General features: G+C 70.6%; 19 protein-coding genes. 12 read left to right on the top strand and 7 right to left on the bottom strand.

What is annotated here, in order from left to right; all coding sequences use genetic code 11:
* Nucleotide 1: 1 nt before the first annotated feature.
* From FB471_RS34135 to FB471_RS16945, 3 genes are all read right to left on the bottom strand, one after another.
* A complete protein-coding gene (locus tag FB471_RS34135) occupies nt 2-253 on the bottom strand; it encodes a YcxB family protein (RefSeq protein ID WP_170220835.1) in 252 nt (83 codons plus the stop codon).
* A 47-nt stretch (nt 254-300) separates the two neighbouring features.
* The gene (locus FB471_RS16950; protein WP_170220834.1) at nt 301-1,479 is read right to left on the bottom strand and encodes a globin domain-containing protein; all 1,179 of its coding nucleotides are present in this window, start codon (nt 1,477-1,479) and stop codon (nt 301-303) included.
* Nucleotides 1,480-1,960: 481 nt separating this feature from the next.
* Nucleotides 1,961-3,550, bottom strand: coding sequence for an alanine/glycine:cation symporter family protein (locus FB471_RS16945; protein WP_141999436.1), 1,590 nt, complete (start codon nt 3,548-3,550; stop codon nt 1,961-1,963).
* A gap of 235 nt (nt 3,551-3,785) precedes the next feature.
* Between FB471_RS16945 and clpB the strand changes: the two genes are divergently transcribed.
* Both clpB and FB471_RS16935 read left to right on the top strand, forming a co-directional pair.
* A complete protein-coding gene (clpB, locus tag FB471_RS16940; RefSeq protein ID WP_141999434.1) occupies nt 3,786-6,386 on the top strand; it encodes an ATP-dependent chaperone ClpB in 2,601 nt (866 codons plus the stop codon).
* Between the two features lie 98 nt (nt 6,387-6,484).
* Nucleotides 6,485-7,264, top strand: coding sequence for a type III secretion system chaperone family protein (locus FB471_RS16935; RefSeq protein WP_246076444.1), 780 nt, complete (start codon nt 6,485-6,487; stop codon nt 7,262-7,264).
* Between the two features lie 25 nt (nt 7,265-7,289).
* Here FB471_RS16935 and FB471_RS16930 read toward each other — a convergent pair whose 3' ends face one another.
* Nucleotides 7,290-7,556, bottom strand: a complete 267-nt coding sequence (locus FB471_RS16930) for a hypothetical protein (RefSeq protein ID WP_141999432.1) — start codon at nt 7,554-7,556, stop codon at nt 7,290-7,292.
* A 196-nt stretch (nt 7,557-7,752) separates the two neighbouring features.
* Here FB471_RS16930 and FB471_RS16925 point away from each other — a divergent pair, with 196 nt between their 5' ends.
* The 4 genes from FB471_RS16925 to FB471_RS16910 all read left to right on the top strand — a co-directional run bounded on the left by FB471_RS16925 (nt 7,753) and on the right by FB471_RS16910 (nt 10,376).
* Complete coding sequence (locus FB471_RS16925; protein WP_141999431.1) at nt 7,753-8,529, top strand: SDR family NAD(P)-dependent oxidoreductase; 777 nt, start codon at nt 7,753-7,755, stop codon at nt 8,527-8,529.
* Between the two features lie 43 nt (nt 8,530-8,572).
* Nucleotides 8,573-9,136 carry an orotate phosphoribosyltransferase gene (gene pyrE, locus FB471_RS16920; RefSeq protein ID WP_141999429.1) on the top strand — a complete coding sequence of 188 codons (564 nt, stop codon included), beginning with the start codon at nt 8,573-8,575 and terminating at the stop codon, nt 9,134-9,136.
* Between the two features lie 173 nt (nt 9,137-9,309).
* A complete protein-coding gene (locus FB471_RS16915) occupies nt 9,310-9,702 on the top strand; it encodes a DUF2784 domain-containing protein (RefSeq protein ID WP_141999427.1) in 393 nt (130 codons plus the stop codon).
* Nucleotides 9,703-9,725: 23 nt separating this feature from the next.
* On the top strand, nt 9,726-10,376 hold the full coding sequence (locus FB471_RS16910) for a TrmH family RNA methyltransferase (RefSeq protein ID WP_425457072.1): 651 nt from the start codon (nt 9,726-9,728) through the stop codon (nt 10,374-10,376).
* On the opposite strand, the gene FB471_RS16905 is transcribed toward FB471_RS16910, so the two are convergent.
* Entirely contained in the window at nt 10,377-12,527 is a 2,151-nt protein-coding gene (locus FB471_RS16905) for a molybdopterin-dependent oxidoreductase (RefSeq protein WP_141999424.1), read from the bottom strand.
* A 67-nt stretch (nt 12,528-12,594) separates the two neighbouring features.
* On the opposite strand from FB471_RS16905, the gene FB471_RS16900 reads away from it, so the two are divergent.
* Entirely contained in the window at nt 12,595-13,632 is a 1,038-nt protein-coding gene (locus tag FB471_RS16900) for a glycoside hydrolase family 76 protein (protein ID WP_141999422.1), read from the top strand.
* Here the strand turns inward: FB471_RS16900 and FB471_RS16895 are convergent.
* A complete protein-coding gene (locus tag FB471_RS16895; RefSeq protein ID WP_141999420.1) occupies nt 13,629-14,645 on the bottom strand; it encodes a LacI family DNA-binding transcriptional regulator in 1,017 nt (338 codons plus the stop codon). The two genes, FB471_RS16900 and FB471_RS16895, sit on opposite strands and share 4 nt — an antisense overlap.
* A gap of 140 nt (nt 14,646-14,785) precedes the next feature.
* Between FB471_RS16895 and FB471_RS16890 the strand changes: the two genes are divergently transcribed.
* From FB471_RS16890 to FB471_RS16870, 5 genes are read left to right on the top strand one after another with little or no spacing between them, the layout of a single operon-like run.
* On the top strand, nt 14,786-15,787 hold the full coding sequence (locus FB471_RS16890; protein WP_141999418.1) for a substrate-binding domain-containing protein: 1,002 nt from the start codon (nt 14,786-14,788) through the stop codon (nt 15,785-15,787).
* Complete coding sequence (locus tag FB471_RS16885; protein WP_141999416.1) at nt 15,784-16,761, top strand: ABC transporter permease; 978 nt, start codon at nt 15,784-15,786, stop codon at nt 16,759-16,761. The genes FB471_RS16890 and FB471_RS16885 overlap by 4 nt, the downstream gene beginning before the upstream one ends.
* The gene (locus FB471_RS16880) at nt 16,758-17,576 is read left to right on the top strand and encodes an ATP-binding cassette domain-containing protein (protein WP_141999415.1); all 819 of its coding nucleotides are present in this window, start codon (nt 16,758-16,760) and stop codon (nt 17,574-17,576) included. Before FB471_RS16885 ends, FB471_RS16880 begins: the two co-directional genes overlap by 4 nt.
* Nucleotides 17,573-18,412, top strand: a complete 840-nt coding sequence (locus FB471_RS16875; protein WP_141999413.1) for a PfkB family carbohydrate kinase — start codon at nt 17,573-17,575, stop codon at nt 18,410-18,412. Before FB471_RS16880 ends, FB471_RS16875 begins: the two co-directional genes overlap by 4 nt.
* A gap of 1 nt (nt 18,413) precedes the next feature.
* Entirely contained in the window at nt 18,414-19,049 is a 636-nt protein-coding gene (locus FB471_RS16870) for a nucleoside/nucleotide kinase family protein (protein ID WP_141999412.1), read from the top strand.
* Between the two features lie 59 nt (nt 19,050-19,108).
* Here FB471_RS16870 and FB471_RS16865 read toward each other — a convergent pair whose 3' ends face one another.
* The gene (locus FB471_RS16865; protein ID WP_141999410.1) at nt 19,109-19,813 is read right to left on the bottom strand and encodes a S1 family peptidase; all 705 of its coding nucleotides are present in this window, start codon (nt 19,811-19,813) and stop codon (nt 19,109-19,111) included.
* Nucleotides 19,814-20,096: the final 283 nt, after the last annotated feature.

The following is a 20,096-nucleotide window of genomic DNA, read 5'->3' as shown; positions in this document are numbered from 1 at the left end:
GTCAGCGGGCGGGGGCCAGCCGGCCGAGGAAGGCGTCGAACTCCGCGTCCTGCTCGGGCGTGAGCGCCCTGCGGGGGAGCATCAGCACGAACTGCCCCGCCAGCTTGACCAGGAAGAACCGCTCGGTTCGGTGCACCTCGCCGGCCAGCCGCCACTGGTACTCGACCTGCTCGAGGTCGGTCTCGTAGCGGACCGTGTGCTCGGTGATGGTCGCCAGGACCGGGCGGTCGAACCGCCGCGTGCCTCTGACCACGGTCGTCCGTCGCTGTGGTACTCGACGGTGACGTGCACCGCCCGACCCTAGTCGATGGTGAAGGGGTCGTAGCGGATCTGGTCCAGCGCCGTTCCGGCGACCAGCATGCGGGAGACAGTGGCCCGGATCATCGCGGGCGAGCCGGCGACCAGCACGTCGTGGTTCGGCCAGGCGCCGCGCCGGGTGACCGCCTCGGCCAGCGTGCCGTGCTCGCAGCCGGGCAGTCCGGAACCACGCTCCACCACCGGTGTCACGGTCAGCCAGGGGTTGACCGACGCGATCGCCCGCAACTGCTCGAGGTCGTAGAGGTCATCCCGGGTCGGGCCGCCGTAGAACAGCTGTACCTGCGGGTTCTCCACCCACTGGGCGAGATCGTCCAGCATGGACTGCATGGTCGCGACCCCGGTGCCCCCGGCGATCATCAGCACGCTCCGGCCGGACTCCCGGTCCACGTGCATCCGGCCGAGCGGGGGCCCGATCCGCCAGACGTCGCCGGCCTGGGTGTGGCTGACGATCGCCCTGGACACCCAGCCGCCGTCCACCGCGCGCACGTGGAACTCGATCGAACCGTCCTCGCGCGGCGCGTTCGCCGGGGTGAGGTAGCGCCACAGCCGCGGCCGTTGCGGGACCTCGATGCTCATGTACTGGCCGGGCCGGTAGGGCACCGGCTGCTCGGGCTCCACCCGGACCAGCGCGAGATCCCAGCTGAGCCTGCGGTGCTCGGCGACGTGCCCGTACCAGAACGGCGGGTTGTCATCGGCGGCCGCGGCCTCCTGCATCGACCGCGCGATGATCGTGTACGCCTCGGCCCAGGCGCGCTCCACCTCCGGGGTCCAGTCCGCGCCGAGGTGCCGCTTGAGCGCGGCGAGCAGCGCCGTACCCACCGCCTCGTAGTGCTTGGCCACCACACCGAACTTGCGATGGTCCCGGCCGAGCTGGCGCAGGAACGGCACCAGGTCGTCCGGGCGATCCACCATCTGCACGATGTGCACCAGGGCGCGCACCAGCCGGCCGCGCTGCACCTCCATGTTGATCGGGAAGAAGTCGCGGGTCGCGGGGGCGAGGGTGAACAGCATGCCGTAGAAGAACTGGGTGATCTCCGGGGTGTACGGCTCGGCCTTGGCCCAGGCGTCCCGGATGAGTCGCACCATCGCGGTGACGGCCGGAGGGGCCTCGCGATGCACCGCGGAGGCCCGTGGAACGGGGCTGACCGCGTCGGCTGTCATTGCGCCCACACTTCGTACCCGTGCTCGTGGTCAGTCACGAACGGATGGCGCGCCGCGGGCTCCTCGCCCACGACAGGTCACTGTCCCGCCCGGCGCCATGCAGCTTCATGGATATTCCACCTTCCGGATCAAGCACTCTCCACAACATATGTTGCCGACCGCTTGGGCGGTAGCCGCTGCACAGGTTGTTTGTCCACGGTTGCTCCGGACGGGTGGTTTACACGCCACCAATACGTGCGTCACCTCACGTTTTGGATAGTTGTCGCACGCAATTATTAGATCGTGAAGATGTATGGCACAAATAGCCGGGTGGTGACGGTGGGACCGAGGCCGATGAGACTCCGCCTCGAAGTCGTGCGCGAGTCGCGTGCCGTGGCACAGGTACGGCGCGCCTGGACGGCGCGGATCCGGCAGGCCGACCTCGAGCCGTACCGGGTCGGGTGCCCGCGGAGCCCCGAAGGCCCGCGGGCACCCGAGCGGGTCAGCTCTTGACCTTGTCGTTCTTCTCGATCTCGCCGGACTTGATCTTGTCCCGGAAGCTCTTCAGCTCCCGCTTCACCACCGGCATCAACAGGTAGAGGCCGATGATGTTGAACAGTGCGGTGAGGAACAGCATCGCGTCGGCGAAGTCGATCACGGTTCCCACGGTCAGTACCGAGCCCGCGACGACGAACGCCAGGAAGATGATCTGGTAGATGCGCTCGCTGGTCTTGCTCTTGCCGAACAGGGAGGTCCATGCCTTCTGGCCGTAGTAGCTCCAGGTGATCAGCGTGGACAGCGCGAACAGCGCCACCGCGAGGGTCAGCACGTAGGGGAACCAGGGCAGCACGGTCTCGAAGGACTGGGAGGTCACCGTCACGCCGTTCGGGGTCTCACCACTGTCCACGTAGGCCGTCTTGGCGTCCTGCCAGAACTGGGTCTTGGCGATGACGATGGTCAGCGCCGTCATGGTGCAGACGATCACCGTGTCGATGAACGGCTCGAGTACCGAGACCAGACCCTCCGTGGCCGGGTTCCGCGTCTTCACCGCGGAGTGCGCGATCGGGGCGGAGCCCAGTCCCGCCTCGTTGGAGAACGCGGCCCGCTGGAAGCCGACGATCAGTGCGCCGATCGCACCGCCGACCACGCCGTTCGGGGTGAACGCGCCGGAGACGATGTCGCCGACGGCCGCGGGCACGTCGGTGATGTTGACCAGGATGACGATCAGGCAGGCGGCGATGTAGACGATCGCCATGGACGGGACCAGCCTGCTGGTCACCTTGCCGATCGACTTGATCCCGCCGATGATCACGACGCCGACCAGCGTGGCGAGCAGGATGCCGAAGATCAGTGCGGCGCCGTCGCTGCCGAGGAAGCCGTCCGAGCCGCCGGTCACGTCCTTGAGTTGGGCGAAGGTCTGGTTCGCCTGGAACATGTTGCCGCCGGAGAGGGCGAAGAAGAGGATCGTGATGGCGGTCAGCACCGCGAGGATCTTGCCGAGCACCGCGCCGCGACCGCCGAACCGCTCGGCCAACCCCTTGCGCAGGTAGTGCATGGGGCCGCCGGAGACGGTGCCGTCGGCGTGCGTTTCCCGGTACTTCACGCCGAGGGTGCACTCGACGAACTTGGTACACATGCCGAGTAGGCCCGCGAGGATCATCCAGAAGGTGGCTCCGGCGCCGCCGATACTGACCGCGATCCCGACCCCGGCGATATTGCCGAGCCCCACCGTCCCGGATACCGCCGAACTCAGGGCCTGGAAGTGGGTGATCTCGCCTGGCTCGTCCTTCTTCGTGTACTTACCGCGGACGATATCCAGCGCCAGCTTGAAGCCGCGGAACTGGATGAACCCGAAGTAGACGCTGAAGACGCTCGCGGCGATGATCAGCCAGGCGACGATCCAGGGGAAGCTCGTGCCGAAGACGGTGATCTCACCGAAGGTGAAGTCGTAGAGGACGTCTTTGATCGGCTCGAAGTTGTTGTTGATCCATTCCTCGATCGAGGCGAGGGTGCCGCCCTCGGCGGCGAGGATGTGTGTTGCGGAGTCCGGTGGTGAGCTCGTGGCCAACGGACCGGCGCTGATGCTAGACATGGTCAGGTAGTGCATCGAAAAGCCGGGCCGAATACAAGGGCTGAGCCCAATCTCGTTACCAGTTCGAACGTCCGGTTGCCCCTATATTCCGTTGCCCCACACTGGGTACCAGGTATAGCACGCTCGGTCAACCTGTTCTTGAGTGGAACAGACTCAAGTTTCCTGACGTTGTATGTAGCGACGACATATCCGAGAGGCTGTCATCGGCGCAGCACACGGCAACAGAGGTGAGGGGATGGACGCTTTCAACCCGACCACGAAGACCCAGCAGGCGATCTCGTCGGCGGCGCAGGCCGCCACCATGGCAGGCAACCCGGACGTCGCCGCGGCGCACCTGCTCGGTGCCCTGCTGGCGCAGGGCGACGGGCTGGCTCAGCCGCTGCTGACCGCGGTCGGTGCCGACCCCGAGCAGGTACACAAGGAACTCGAGCCGATCATCCAGGCGCTGCCCTCGGCAACCGGGGCGACCGTCTCCAGCCCGCAGTTCGACACCAGCGCCGTGAAGTCCCTCACCCACGCGCAGAAGCTGGCCACCGAGCTCGGCGACGAGTACGTCTCCACCGAGCACGTGCTGGTCGGCCTCGCTACCGAGGGCGGGCAGGTGGCCGACCTGCTGAAGCGGCACGGCGCGACCCCCGACGCGCTGCGCGAGGCCTTCACCAAGGTGCGCGGGTCGGCCAGGGTCACCAGCCCGGACCCGGAGGGCACCTTCAAGGCGCTGGAGAAGTACGGCATCGACCTCACCGCGCGGGCCAAGGCGGGTGAGCTGGACCCGGTGATCGGCAGGGACACCGAGATCCGCAGGGTGGTGCAGGTGCTCTCCCGGCGGACCAAGAACAACCCGGTGCTGATCGGCGAGCCCGGCGTCGGCAAGACGGCGATCGTGGAGGGCCTCGCCCAGCGGATCGTGGCCGGGGACGTGCCCGAGTCACTGCGCGGCAAGCGGGTGGTCGCACTCGACCTCGGGTCGATGGTGGCCGGCGCGAAGTACCGCGGCGAGTTCGAGGAGCGGTTGAAGGCGGTGCTCAAGGAGATCACCGACTCGGCGGGTCAGGTGATCACCTTCATCGACGAGCTGCACACCATCGTCGGCGCGGGCGCCACCGGTGAAGGGGCGATGGACGCGGGCAACATGATCAAGCCGATGCTGGCCCGCGGCGAGCTGCGGATGGTCGGCGCGACCACCCTGGACGAGTACCGCGAGCACGTCGAGTCCGACGCGGCACTGGAGCGTCGCTTCCAGCAGGTGCTGGTGGGCGAACCCTCCACCGAGGACACCATCGGCATCCTGCGCGGGCTCAAGGAGCGCTACGAGGTGCACCACGGGGTCCGGATCACCGATGCCGCGCTGGTCGCCGCCGCGACCCTCTCCGACCGCTACATCACCGCCCGGTTCCTCCCGGACAAGGCGATCGACCTTGTCGACGAGGCCGCCTCCCGGCTGCGGATGGAGATCGACTCCCGGCCGGTGGAGATCGACGAGGTGGAACGCGCCGTGCGCCGGATGGAGATCGAGGAGATGGCGCTGGCCAAGGAGGACGACCCCGCGTCGAGGGAACGGTTGTCCGCGCTGCGCGCCGAGCTGGCGGAGAAGCGGGAGGAGCTGTCCACGCTGACCGCCCGCTGGCAGAACGAGAAGGGCTCGATCGAGAAGGTGCGCCAGCTCAAGGAGGAGCTGGAGCAGCTGCGCGGGGAGGCGGACCGGGCCGAGCGGGACACCGACCTCGGCCGGGCGGCCGAGCTGCGCTACGGCAAGATCCCGGCACTGGAGAAGGACCTCGAGGCGGCCACGGCGGCCACCGAGGGTGCCGCCGGAACCGAGGTGATGCTCAAGGAGGAGGTCGGCCCGGACGACGTGGCCGAGGTGGTCAGCGCGTGGACCGGCATCCCGGCCGGCAGGCTGCTGGAGGGCGAGACCGGCAAGCTGCTCCGGATGGAGGAGGAGCTCGGCAGGCGGGTGATCGGCCAGCGGGAGGCGGTCACCGTGGTCTCCGACGCGGTGCGCCGCACCCGGGCCGGGGTCGCCGACCCGGACCGGCCCACCGGATCGTTCCTGTTCCTCGGCCCGACCGGGGTGGGCAAGACCGAGCTGGCCAAGGCGCTCGCCGAGTTCCTCTTCGACGACGAGCGCGCCATGCTGCGGGTCGACATGAGCGAGTACAGCGAGAAGCACAGCGTGGCGCGACTCGTCGGCGCCCCGCCCGGCTACGTCGGCTACGACCAGGGCGGCCAGCTCACCGAGTCGGTGCGCAGGCGGCCGTACTCGGTGGTGCTGCTGGACGAGGTGGAGAAGGCACACCCGGATGTGTTCGACGTGCTGCTGCAGGTGCTGGACGACGGCAGGCTCACCGACGGCCAGGGCCGCACGGTGGACTTCCGCAACACCATCCTGGTGCTCACCTCGAACCTCGGTTCGCAGGCCATCGCCGACGCGACCCTGGACGAGCAGCAGCGCAGGGAGGCCGTACTCGCGGTGGTGCAGCGGCAGTTCAAGCCGGAGTTCCTGAACCGGCTGGACGACATCGTGGTCTTCCACTCGCTGGACACGGAGCAGCTGACCTCCATCGCGGACATCCAGGTGGAGCGGCTGGCCCGGCGGCTGGCGCAGCGCAGGCTCACCCTGGAGGTCAGCCCGGCGGCACGGGAGTGGCTCGCGCTGAACGGGTTCGACCCGATCTACGGGGCGCGGCCGCTGCGCAGGCTGGTGCAGTCCGCGATCGGCGACCAGCTCGCCAGGCAGTTGCTGGCCGGTGAGGTCCGGGACGGGGACACGGTCCGGGTGGACATCCCCGAGGCCGGGACGGGCGACACCCTTCGCGTCACCCGAGCGGAGTAGGGGCCGGTGTCCGCGGATAGCCCGAACGGGTCCGCGGACACCGGACTCTCCGGGATGCTGGCCTTGGTGTCCTGGCGGTGAGTACTACGCTGACGCCCGTGGGTATACCGGCGTGGATCTGGTTCGTCATCGCCGCTGTCGCCGCTGTCGCGGGGCTGGCGCTACTCGCTGTGGACAGGGCCAAGGAGGGCTCCCGGAACAGAGAACGTGCTCGCTGGGCCGACCTGCGCGGCTGGCAGTTCGTCGAGGAGGACGAGCGCCTTCCGCAGCAGTGGTCCGGCGGCGCCATCGGGTACTTCGGTGCCGAGTCCGCGGTGAACGTGGTGGCAGGCTCCACCTTCACCTCGGATGGCCGGCGCCAGGTGTTCGTGTTCGATATCGAGGCCGACGGGGTGATCCCCGCGGTCATCGTGGCGGTGCGCTGTAGCCGGGTGCATCAGGTGCTGCTGGAACTCTGGCTGGCCAGTGTGCCGTTCCAGCGCGCGGAGATGCCCGAGCTGCTCGGCCCGGTCGGGCAGCGCTACGCGTTCACCGACGATGTGCCCGGTTCCCGGAACCTGGTCACGCAGGACCTGGTGGACGCCGCCGACGCGCTCGGCGGGGATGTCGGTGTCGCCTGGCTGGAGGGTGAGTGGGTGCTGGCCAGCGCCGCGCCCAACGTCGGCCCGTCCCGGCTGGAGCGCCTGCTGCGGGACCTCGGCGAGATCGCGGACATCGTGGACCCGTTCGAGGACGAGCACCCCGCGAGTGGTCCGCTCGGCGGCGGGCGCTGGGACCGGGGCGGAACCGGGCACGACCCGCGCGAGCTGCTCGAGGCCCCGGACTCCGAGCTGGAAGTCGACGAGCCGCCCGCCCGCAGGCCGCCGCCCGGTTTCTGACCGGCCGCGGCCGCCGCCGGAGCGGTCAGTTCGCCGGCTCGGGTGTGGTCTGCCGCTGCGGTTTGCTCGACTGGTCGGTGTCCGATTCGACGCCGGAAAGGTCCAGGGTTCCGGCGAAGAATCCCTTGCCGTCCTGTTCGTTGCTGAGGGTGGAATTGCTGGGGAGTGCTTGACCCATTGCTTCGTACTCCTGAATCCCGCGTCCGTAAAAGTCCTGGTGGTCCTGGCTCATCGCGGCCAGGTACCCCCGGACGAAGGACACGTAATCGGTGGCACCGTTCTCTGTGGTCATCAAGGCGCTGTTCGGTAGGCGGGGGGTGGCGGTACTTACTCCGAATGGCGGTACGAACAATAGTGTGGGCAGCGTGCGCAGTGTCACTACTAGCACGTAAAGATTTGCTATCACCACCGTGGGTGACAACCATGTGAGTGGTCACCTGGGATCCGGTAGTGTGACTCTTACTCTGCGCAATCGGTACTGTCGGCGCATGACTTCCACCGCATTGATCACCGGCGCCACCGCGGGCATCGGCGCCCAGTTCGCCCGCAGGCTCGCCGCCGACGGATACGCGCTCGTGCTCGTCGCCAGGAACGCCGACCGGCTCGCCGAGCTGGCCGGGGAACTGAGCGATCGGCACGGCACCACGACCGAGGTACTCCCGGCCGATCTGGCCACCCCCGAGGGCAGGTCGGGGGTGGAGGCGCGGCTCGCCGACCGGGACGCGCCGGTCGACCTGCTGGTGAACAACGCCGGAATGGGGCTGTCCGGCGAGTTCTGGACCGCCTCGATGGCGGACCTGCAGACCCAGCTCGACCTGAACGTGACGGCGGTGCTCCGGCTGACCAGGGCGGTACTGCCGGGCATGCTGGAACGCGCTCGCGGCGAGGTGATCAACGTGTCCAGCGTGGCCGGGTTCTTCTCCGGCCGGGGCTCGACCTATACCGCGAGCAAGAACTGGGTGACCTCGTTCACCGAGGGCATCGCGGCCGCGCTGCCCGGAACCGGGGTGCGGATGATGGCGCTGTGCCCGGGGTTCACCCAGACCGAGTTCCACCAGCGTGCCGGGCTGGAGAAGCCGGGACCGCCCTGGTTCTGGCTCACCGCGGAGCGGGTGGTGGACGAGGGACTCGCCGACCTGCGCCGCGGCCGGGTCGTCTCGATCCCCAGCCCGCAGTACAAGGCGGTGGTGGCGATCGGCAGGCTGCTGCCGCAGCGGCTGATCCAGCGGATCGGTGGCGGGATCTCCGGCCGCGGCCGGACCTGACCTGCTACGCAGCAGGACAGCCGTCATGTGACAGACTCCAGCCGTGGCGAACCCCGGATCGGATCAGACGGCGAAACTGGAACTGGCCAGGCTGGTCAACGAACTGTCCGTGGTGCACGGCGCGGTGACGCTGGCCTCCGGCAAGCAAGCCGACTACTACATCGACCTGCGCCGGGCCACCCTGCACCACGCCGCCGCGCCGTTGATCGGCACCCTGCTGCGGCGGTTGACCGCCGACTGGGATTTCGTCGCCGTGGGCGGGCTGACCCTCGGCGCCGACCCGGTCGCCACCGCGATGCTGCATTCGGCCGCCGCCGAGGGCGTGGTGCTGGACGCCTTCGTGGTCCGCAAGTCCGTCAAGGAGCACGGGATGCAGCGGCGGATCGAGGGTATGGCGGTCGCCGGCCAGCGGGTGCTCGCCGTGGAGGACACCTCCACCACCGGCGGTAGCGTGCTCACCGCCGTGGAGGCACTGAACGAGGCCGGCGCCACGGTGGTCGGCGTGGCCACCGTGGTGGACAGGGACACCGGCGCCCGCGAGGCGATCGAGCGCGCCGGCCTCACCTACCGCTCCCTGCTCAACCGCGACGACCTCGGGCTGAGCTGACCCCACCCCCAGCTCACCCGGCGTGTTTGCCGCCCACGCGCGCGTGTTTGCCCTCCACGTGCGCGCGTGGGCGTTTTGCCCGTTCCGGTGGCGGCGTTCCGCCGTAGCCGCAGGTAACCTGGCAAGTGAAACTGGGGTGAAGCGGGCACGGTAAGGGCGAGGAGGGGTCGCAGATGGCCGGTTTTCTGGCGAGTGTGACGACCGTGGTGCACTTCCTCGCCCTGCTCTACATCGGGCTCGGCGGCTTCCTGGCCTGGCGCTGGCCGCGGAGCATCTTCGTGCACGTGCTCTTCGCCGGCTGGGGGGCGCTGGTGGTGTCCATCGACGCGCTGCCCTGCCCGCTCACCGCGGTCGAGGACTACTTCCGCGGGCTGCAGGGCCTCGGCCCGCTGCCCGGCGGCTTCAACGAGTACTACATCTACGGGGAGCTGATCCCGGAGTCGCTGCTGCCGGTGGTCGGGATCGGTGCGGTGCTGGCGCTGCTCGTCTCCTACATCGGGGTGTACGTGCGCTGGCGCAGCCGGGCACACCAGGACGACACCAACCACCAGGTGCGGCTCGGCTGAGCCCGCGCGGCGATAATGCCGTGGTGATCGAGGAGACCGGGCCGACGGAGTGGACCTTCCGCGCGGAGGTCGGGGTCGGTCCCTGGCCGGGTCCCTGGCCGGAGGACCCCCGGTACGATCCGGAACTGCTGGAACACGGCGACCGGCGCAACGTGGTGGACGCCTACCGCTACTGGCGGCGCGAGGCGATCGTCGCCGACCTGGACCGCAGGCGGCACCCGTTCCACGTGGCGATCGAGAACTTCCAGCACGATCACAACATCGGCACCGTGGTGCGTACCGCCAACGCCTTCGCCGCCGCGGCGGTGCACATCGTCGGGCGCAGGCGCTGGAACCGGCGGGGTGCCATGGTCACCGATCGCTACCAGCACCTGCACCACCACCCGGACGTCGCCTCGTTCGCCGCCTTCGCGGAAGCCGAGGGCCTGCCCGTGGTCGCGGTGGACAACACCCACGGCGCACGGCCGGTGCAGGACGTGGCCCTGCCACGGGAGTGCGTGCTGCTGTTCGGCCAGGAGGGCTCGGGGCTGTCCGAGCAGGCCCAGCGGGTCGCGTCCCGAGTGGTGTCCATCGCGCAGTTCGGCTCGACCCGCTCGATCAACGCCGGGGTCGCGGCCGGCATCGTGATGCACGCCTGGATCAGCCGGCACGCGAATCCCGCCGACGCCTGGTGACTACGCCGGGGCCACCTGGACCGGGATCCCGTTCAGCACCGCGGTACCGGACAGCGCGTCCAGCAGCCGCTCGTCGGCCACCAGGTTCGAGTTCACCCCGGCATGCTCGGCGGCGACCGCGGCGCGTACCCCGGCCAGGTCGTGGCCCCAGCCGTGCGGAACGCTCACCACCCCGGGCCGGATCTCCTCGGTCACCTCCACCGGAACCCGGATCCGGCCGGTCCGCGCGCTGAGCTCGGCCGTGCCGCCGTCGGTGAGGCCGAGCCTGCTCGCGTCCTCGGGATGCACCTGCACCGTGCACCTGTTGCTGCCGCGGACCAGCGGCTCCAGGTTGTGCATCCAGGAGTTGTTCGAGCTCAGGTGCCTGCGGCCGATGAGCACCATGCCGTTCACCGGTGCCAGGAGGGTCTCGGCCAGCCGCGGCACATCGGCGGTGATCGACTCCGGGGCCAGCTCCACCTTGCCGCCGGCGGTGCTCAGCACCTCCGGGATGCGCGGGCGCAACGGCCCGAGGTCGAGCCCGTGCGGGGCGGCCTCCAGATCGGCGAGGGTGAGTTCGTAGGGGCCGCCGCGCAGCATCAGGTCGATCAACCGTTCCGGCCCGCGCCGATCCGCCGCGGCCGCGGGTTCCACGCCGGAGCGCCGCGCGACCTCGGCGGCCATCGCCTCGTCCAGCGCGGCGAGGTCGACGTCCGGACCCTGGCCGGTCACGATCCCGGTCAGCCGCAGCAGCGTCTCCCACTCCTGCGGCAGCTCGGCCGGCAGCGCCGCCGGGGTCCAGTTCGCCACATTGCGCACCGCGAGCTGGTAGAGCGCGAGGTCGTAGTGCGGCCGTTCCAGCGGGCTCGGCCCCGGCAGGATCACGTCGGCGTGCCGGGTGGTCTCGTTCAGGTACACATCCAGCGACACCATGAAGTCCAGCTCGCCGAGCGCCTCGGCCAGCCGCCCCGCGTTCGGGGCACTCAGGCAGGGGTTGCCGCACACCGTGATCAGCGCCCGCACCCGCTCCGCGCCGGGGGTACTGATCTCCTCGGCCAGCGCGGCCACCGGCACCTCGCCGAACACCTCGGGCAGGCCGCGCACCCTGGTGTGCCACCGGCCCGTGGCGAACGGCCTGCGGGCCCGCCCGGCGGCGTTGGCCTGCCCGGCAGCGGCCAGCGGGAACATCGCCCCGCCCTCGGCGTCCAGGTTCCCGGTGAGCACGTTGAGCACGTCCACCAGCCAGCTGGCCAGGGTGCCGAAGGCCTGGGTGGTGGTGCCGATCCGGCCGTACACCACGGCCCGCTCGGCCGCGGCCAGCTCGCGCGCCATCCGGCGGATCTCGCCGGCCGCGATCCCGGTGGCCGGGGCGACCGCCTCCGGGGTGAACGGCAGCGCCAGCTCGCGTACCGCTTCCACCCCGTGCACATGCTCGGCCAGCCTGCCCAGCGCCACCCTTTCCTCCGCGAACAGCACCCGCACCAGCGCGAACAGCAGCAGCGCGTCGGTGCCGGGCCGGATCGCGTGGTGCTCGTCGGCCGCCTTCGCGGTCCGGGTACGCCGCGGGTCGACGACCACGATCCGCCCGCCGCGCTCCCGGATCCGGCGCAGCCTGCCCCGCGCGTCCGCGGCGGTCATCAGGCTGCCGTTGGACACCAGCGGGTTCGCGCCGAGAATCAGCAGGTGCTCGGTGCGGTCCAGGTCCGGCACCGGGATGGTGAAGGCGTCGCCGAACAGGTACCCGCTGGAGTAGTGCTTCGGGATCTGGTCCACCGTGCCCGCGGTGTAGAAGTTCCGGGTGCCGAGCGCCTTGTACAGCGCCCGGCCGTAGAGCGCGGTGGACAGGTTGTGCACGCTCGGGTTGCCCGCGTAGACGGCGACCGCGTTCGGCCCGTGCTCGGCGCGGATGCCGGGCAGCCGGGCGTCGATCTCGGCGAAGGCCTCGTCCCAGGACACCTCGACGAAGGTGCCGTCCCGCTTCACCAGCGGGGCGCGCAGCCGGTCCGGGTCGTGGTGCAGGGCACCGATCGAGGTGCCCTTCGGGCAGATGAACCCGCCGGAGAACACGTCCTCGGCATCCCCGCGAACCCCCGCGACCTCCCGGCCGTCCAGGGTGACCTCCAGCCCGCAGGTCGCCTCGCACAACGGACATGTCACATGCGCCTTGGTCATGGGCACCTCCTCCCTCGCATCGTAGACATACCGGGCGGTATGCGGGTAGTGGCGAGATGATAGGGGGATGACCTCGGCGCGGTGGGCGAGCGCCGCCGAGCGGGCGGTGACGAGCAGGCACCTGTGCCGGGTGTACGGGCTACCCGGCACAGTGCTCGGGCGCAGCGCCTGGCCACCCGGCCCGGCCGATCGGCCGCACCGGCACTGGAACTACTGGTGGCAGGCGCACCTGCTGGACTGCCTTGTGGACGCGCAACTGCGCGACCCGGAACCCCGGCGCGCGCGGCTGATCGGCCGGTTCGCCCGCTCGATCCGGTTACGCAACCGCGGCGGCTGGCTGAACGACTACTACGACGACATCGCCTGGCTGGCGCTGGCCCTGCAACGGGCGCACGCGGTGACCGGCCTGGACGTGCGGGTTCCTTTACGGCGGATCCTGGCCCGGCTGCGCGCGGGGTGGTCCCGGGACGGGGGTGGCGGGATCTGGTGGCGGCGCGGGGACCGGTTCAAGAACGCGCCGGCCAACGGGCCCGCCGCCATCGCGCATGCCCGCGCGGGGGACACCGAGCGGGCCCGCGCGCTGCTCGCCTGGATGGCGGGCACGCTGGTCGATCCGGCCACCGGGCTGGTCCGGGACGGGTTGCGGGTCGCCGAGCCGGGCCAGGAGGAGGGCGACGAGCTGGTCACCCTCGTCTACACCTACTGCCAGGGCGTCTTCCTCGGCGCCTGCCTCGAGCTGTCCGATGTGGACGCGGCAGCGCGTACGGTCCGCGCGGTGGCGGCACACTGCGCGCCCGGCGGGGTGCTGCGCGGCCAGGGCGGTGGCGACGGCGGGCTGTTCGCCGGCATCCTGGCCCGCTACCTCGCGCTGGCCGCCCGCGGGCTCCCGCCGGGAGAGGCGGCGAGCGCGGCTGCCGGGCTGGTGCGTGCCTCGGCCGAGGCCTGCAGGCGGGGCTCGGCCACGGTGGCGGGTCTGCCGCTGTTCAGTCCGGAGTGGACGGAGCAGGCACCGGACCCCGGTGCGCTGGCAGGGCATCCGGCCCGTGACCTCTCCGTGCAGGTCGGTGCCTGGATGCTGCTGGAGGCCGCGGCCACGCTGGACTAGCAGCCGCAGGAGGCACGGTGCCGTAGCGCGGGTGGCAGCCGGATGGTCTCCGGGGCCCGGTCGGGATCGGCGATCCGCCCGAGCAGTAGCCGGACCGCCTGCCTGCCGATCTCCTCCACCGGCTGCGCCATCGTGGTCAGCGGGGGATCCACCAGGTCGGCCCACTCCGCGTCGTCGTACCCGGCCAGCGCCAGGTCGCCGCCGATCCGCAGCCCGCGCCGCTGTGCCTCGTGCAGCACGCCCACCATCATCGCGTCGTTGGCCACCACCACGGCGGTCGGTGGCTCGGGCAGCGCCAGCAGCTCGCGCAGCGCCGCGGCGCCACCCTCCCGGGCGGAATGCCCGCAGGTCACCAGTTCCGGGTTCCAGGCGAGCCCGCTGCGGCCGAGACCCAGCCGGTAGCCGAGCGTGCGTTCCTCGCTGGTGGCCAGGCCGGGCGCGCCGGAGATCAGCCCGATCCGCCGGTGCCCGCGGCTGCCGAGGTGCTCGGTCAGTGCCGAGGTGGACTGGATGTTCTCCGCGCCGACCTGGTCCACATCGGTGCGGGTGGTGAGCCGGTCCAGCAGCACCGTCGGCATGCCCAGCGACACCAGCTCGCCGATCACCGTGCCGTCGCCTGGCGCCGGGGTGAGCAGCAGGCCGTCCACCCGCCGGGAGCGCAGCGCGCGTACGGTGTCCTGCTCGGTGGACACCGTGTCGTGGGTGTCGGCGAGCAGCACCGTGTACCCGGCCGCCGCGGCCTCCCGCTCGATCGCCTGCATCAGCACCGCGAAGTACGGGTTGGCCAGCAGCGAGATGGCCACCCCGATGGATCGGGTACCGCCGGTCACCAGTGAGCGGGCGATCGCGTCCCCGGTGTAGCCGGTCTGCTCGATCGCGGTCAGTACGGCGGTCCTGGTCTCCGGCGCCACCGCCCTGGTCCCGTTGACCACGTGCGAGACCGTGGTGATCGAGACGCCGGCCAGCTCGGCGATATCGCGCTGGGTGGGGCGGGACGATCTCGACGGCGACATCGGCCTCCTCGCGTCGGGTTCGGCGGCATGGTTCTGGCAAGCGTGCTGCCAAGCGTTTGCGCAAACGCTTGCCGAGGAGCCTACCGCTGTCTACCTTGCCGGTCATCCACCTCTCGACCTCAGCGTGGAGGACAGGAGATATGCGGAAACCGGCCCTCATGGGCCTCGCGCTGGCGGTGCTCGCCACCGGGTGCACGGTAGAACGGCACTGGGGCGGTAGCGCGGACGCGGGCGGCGACCAGGTCAACATCGGGCTGGTCACCAAGACCGACACCAATCCCTACTTCGTGCAGTTGCGGGTGGCGGCGAGCGCGGCGGCGCGGGAGGCGGGTGCCGAGTTCAGCGCGCTGGCCGGCCAGTTCGACGGGGACAACAACGGGCAGGTCAAGGCGATCGAGAACCTGCTGCAACAGGGCGTGAACACCATCCTGATCACGCCGAACTCCTCGACCGGTGTGCTGGACGCGATCGAGCGGGCCCGCGGGGCGGGTGTGCTGGTGATCGCGCTGGACACCGCGACCGAGCCGGCCGACGCGGTGGACGCCACCATCGCCACCGACAACGTGGCGGCCGGCCGCAAGCAGGGCGCCTACGTCCGGGCGGCGCTCGGGGACACCCCGCCGAAGCTGTTCATGGTCGACGGAACGCCGGGCAGCAGCGTGGACACCAACCGGCACAACGGCTTCCTCGACGGCATCGGGCTCGCCGGAGGGGACCCGGCGATCCGCGGGCGCGCGCCGGCCAACGGGGACCAGAACACCGCGCAGCAGCGGGTGGAGAACCTGCTGCAGCGCACCACCGACCTGAACGCGGTCTACACGATGAACGAGCCGAGCGCGCGCGGCGCCTACGCGGCGCTGCGCCCGCGCGGGCTCGCCGAGCAGGTCGTGATGGGTTCGATCGACGGCGGCTGCGAGGGCGTGCGCGACGTGCGGAACGGGTTGTACGACGCCACGGTGATGCAGTTCCCCGCGCGGATGGCCGAGCGGGGCGTGGCCGCCGCGGTGGAGTACGCCGACACCGGGACCAAGCCGAGCGGGTTCATCGACACCGGGTCCGTGGTGATCACCGACAAACCGGTACCCGGGATGGACAGCAAGGACACCGGCTGGGGTCTCGAGCACTGCTGGGGGGACGAATGACGACCGAGTTGGACGAGCGTACCGGCGTGCGGGAGTTCTTCCTGCGTGCCCCGGCGGTGGGTCCCGCGCTCGCGCTGGTGCTGGCGGTGGCGATCTTCTCCGTGTCCACGGACACGTTCCTCAACCTGGACAACCTGTCCCTCGTGGTGCAGCAGTCGCTGGTGATCGGCACCCTGGCGCTGGGCCAGACCCTGATCATCCTCACCGCCGGGATCGACCTGGCCAACGCCGCGGCGATGGTGCTGGCCACGCTGCTGATGGCCAAGCTGGCCACCGGTGGTATGGACGGCAGCGCGGCCCTGCTGCTCGGCATCGCCGCCACCGTGGTGATCTCCGCGGTGATCGGCTCGCTGGTGACCAGGGTGCGGTTGCCGCCGTTCATCGTCACGCTCGGCGGGCTGACCATGCTGGCCGCCGCGGGCCGGATCTACGCGGGCGGCGAGGCCGTCCCGGTGACCGACGAGCTGCTCACCTGGCTGGGCACCCGGCGCTACCTGTTCGGTGGCATCGAGATCACCTACGGCATGACGCTGGCGCTGGTGATGTACCTGGTGGTCTGGTACGCGCTGACCCGGACCGCCTGGGGGCGGCACGTGTACGCCGTCGGCAACGCGCCGGAGTCCGCGCGGCTGTCCGGAATCAAGGTAAACCGCACGATTCTTTCGGTATATGTGGTGGCCGGCCTGATCTACGGGATCGCGGCCTGGCAGGCGCTGGGTAGGGTGCCCAACGCCGACCCGAACGCCTTCCAGCTCGGGAACCTGGAGTCGATCACCGCCGTGGTGCTGGGTGGCACCAGCCTCTTCGGCGGCCGTGGCTCGGTGCTCGGCACGATGATGGGCGCGCTGATCGTGGCGGTGCTGCGCTCCGGGCTGACCCAGCTCGGGGTGGACGCGCTCTACCAGGACGTGGCGACCGGCGCGCTGGTGATCGCCGCGGTGGCCGTGGATCGCGTGGCGAGGAGGCAGCGATGACCGAGACCGAGCCGACCCTCTCCGCACGCGGCCTTGCCAAGCGGTACGGCCGGGTGGTCGCGCTGGACGGGGCCGACTTCGACCTGTTGCCCGGTGAGGTGCTGGCGGTGGTCGGCGACAACGGGGCCGGAAAGTCGAGCCTGATCAAGGCCCTGTCCGGGGCGCTGGTGCCGGACGCGGGCGAGATCCGGGTGGACGGCGAGCCGGTGCGGTTCCGGACCCCGCTGGACGCCCGCCGGTACGGCATCGAGACGGTGTATCAGGACCTCGCGCTGGCTCCGGCGCAGGACATCGCCTCGAACATGTTCCTCGGTCGGGAGCGAAGGCGCACTGGACCGATCGGTGGGCTGTTGCGCACACTCGACGCACGGCAGATGCGTGCGCAGGCGCAGCGGGTGCTCGACGAGCTCGGTATCGCGGTCAAGTCGATCACCCAGCCGGTCGAGACGCTGTCCGGTGGGCAGCGCCAGGGCGTCGCGGTGGCCCGCGCGGCGGCCTTCGGCAGCAAGGCGGTGATCATGGACGAGCCCACCGCGGCGCTCGGCGTCGCCGAGTCCGGCAAGGTGCTCGCGCTGATCGACCGGATCCGCGAGCGCGGCCTGCCGGTGGTGCTGATCAGCCACAACATGCCGCATGTCTTCGAGATCGCCGACCGGATCCACGTGCACCGGCTGGGCCGCAGGGTCGGTGTGGTCTCGCCGCGTACGCACAGCATGAACCAGGTCGTCGGCCTGCTCACCGGCGCGCTGCGGATCGGCGCGGCCGGCGAGCTGGAAGAGGTCGAGTCCGCGGTGCACACGGGCCTTTCGCCATGACCGTGTTGCTGGCCGGACTGTGCACGATCGACCTGGTGCAGCGGGTGGAGCGGTTGCCGGCGCCCGGCGAGAAGGTGCAGTCGCTTGAGGTGGACACCGCGGCGGGTGGGCCCGCGACGAACGCCGCGGTGACCGTGGCGGCGCTGGGGCGGCGGGCGCGGCTGCTCACCGTACTCGGCGCGCACCCGCTGGCCGGGCTGGCCCGTGCCGACCTGGAGGCCCACGGGGTGACCGTGCACGACCTCGCGCCGGACTTCCCGCACCCGCCCGCGGTCAGCGCCGTGGCGGTGCGGGAGCGGGATGGCGAGCGCACCGTCGTCTCGCACAACGCGGGCAAGGCGCCACCGGGGCCGCCGGACTGGCCCGAGCCCGCCGAGCCGGTGCGCGCGGTACTGCTGGACGGGCACCACCCGGAGCTGGCACTGCGGGTGGCGCGCTGGGCCCGCGCGGCGGGGGCGCCGGTGGTGCTGGACGCGGGTAGCTGGAAGCCGGTGCTGGCCGAGCTGCTGCCGCTGGTGGACATCGCCGCCTGCTCCGCGCAGTTCCGCGCCCCCGAGGGCGCGCTGCGCGCGGTGCCCGCGGTGCTCACCACCGCGGGCCCGGATCCGGTGCGCTGGCGCGCGGGCGGGGCCGAGGGCGAGGTGCCGGTGCCCAGGGTGGCCGAGGTCGCCGACACCCTCGGCGCGGGCGACGTCTGGCACGGCGCGCTGGCCGCGCGGGTGGGCGAGCTCGCGCTGCCGGAGCTGATCGCGTTCGCGAACGAGGTGGCGGCCGAGCGGGTGCGCCACCGTGGACCACGAAGTTGGGTAAGCCCGATCAGGGCGAGATGGGAGTGACATGACCTCGTACGACGACCTGCTGGCCAGGGCGGAGGCACTGGTTGCCAGCGGAGAGCGCTCGGTGCTCGGCATCGTCGGCGCACCGGCCTCCGGCAAGACCACGCTCGCCTGGCGGATCGCCCGCGCGCTCGGCAACCGGGCCGCGGTGGTCGGCATGGACGGGTTCCACCTCGCGCAGATCGAGCTGAACCGGCTGCGCCGCGCCGACCGCAAGGGCGCGCCGGACACCTTCGACGCGCACGGCTACGTGCACCTGATCCGCAGGCTGAGCGAGGGCACGGAGCCGGTCTACGCGCCGGAGTTCCGCAGGGAGATCGAGGAGCCGATCGCGAACGCGGTGCCGGTCTCCCCGAAGGTGCCCCTGGTGATCACCGAGGGGAACTACCTGCTGCTGGACACCGAGCCATGGGACCAGTTGCGTCCGCTGCTGGCCGAGGCCTGGTACCTGGCCCCGGACGAGGACGAGCGGCTGGAGCGGCTGGTCACCCGGCACCGGCACTACGGCCGCTCGCTGGTCGAGGCCAGGCAGCGCGCGCTGGGCTCGGACCAGCGCAACGCCGACCTGATCGCGGCCACCAGGGACCGGGCCGACCTGGTGGTGGCGGACATGGAGCTCAAGCAGTTCGCACTGTAGAAGCGGGGCCGCGCACGCCTCGTGAGCGTGTACGGCCCCGTTCGGTCAGGGTTCAGGCGTCAGACACCCGCGACCTGGCGGATCCAGCTGCGGTAGGCGGCCACCGAGGTGTAGTTGGTGACCGTGCTGCGGTTGCTGGTGGAAGCAACGCCGACCTGGGTGCCGTTGTACACGGCGGGGCCACCGGAGTCGCCGCCCGCGGTGATGCCGTTACCGCGGTACAGGTACAGCGCCTGGCCGCCGTAGGCGTCCCGGCTGATGCCGTAGTACGTGGTGGTGGCCGTCTTCAGCCTCGGGGACTGGCAGCCCGCCTCGTTGCCCCGGCAGGTCGCGCCCCAGCCGTAGACGTTCACCGTGTTGCCCCGGGTCGGGTTGGAGCTGGCGAGCTGGGCGTAGCTGGCCTGCACCGAGCGGTCCAGCCGAACCAGGGACAGGTCGGCCGAGTGGTTGGTGTAGTTGGTCGCCCTGGCGAACGTGCCCTGGGAGGCCACCGGGTTGCCGATCCGGAAGGTCATGCCGGAGCCCACGCAGTGCCTGGCGGTCAGGATCCACTGCGGCGCGATGATCGTCGCGGAGCAGGTCTCCCGCCCGTTGCGGTAGAGCCGCGCGGCCGGGCCGTAGTTGCCGTAGGTGCCGCCGATGATCGAAGGCGACACGTCGTCACTCGGCGCCGGGGGTGCCGCGCTGGCGCTGCCCGGGGCCAGTACGGTCCCCGCCATGGCCAATGCCATCGCGCCTGTGGTCAGAGCTCGTTTGATTCGCATGGATGTTTTCCTTCGCGTCAAAGACGTGCAGGGTTGTGCACGCAGGGGTGTCTTTGCGGCTACGAAATTACATCCACCCTGGTAGAGCCCAAAAGTCTTGAATTGTTACGCGCTCATATGCTACGTGTTGAAATTAAATTCTTAGGGTGTTTGCTTGCATTCTGGCAAGAAGAAGAACCAGCAGGCGAGGCCCATGACTGTTGAAATTTCAAGGTTTACTGTGAACTGTTAAGACTGAAATTTCGGTCTGGAGCGAGGTCACCTGCCGGTGCGACACTGTGCT

Origin of the sequence: Amycolatopsis cihanbeyliensis, from assembly GCF_006715045.1 — a bacterium.
GTDB lineage: Bacteria > Actinomycetota > Actinomycetes > Mycobacteriales > Pseudonocardiaceae > Amycolatopsis > Amycolatopsis cihanbeyliensis.
The sequence above is the reverse complement of the archived record's forward strand: the minus strand, read 5'-3'. Positions and strand labels throughout refer to the sequence as shown.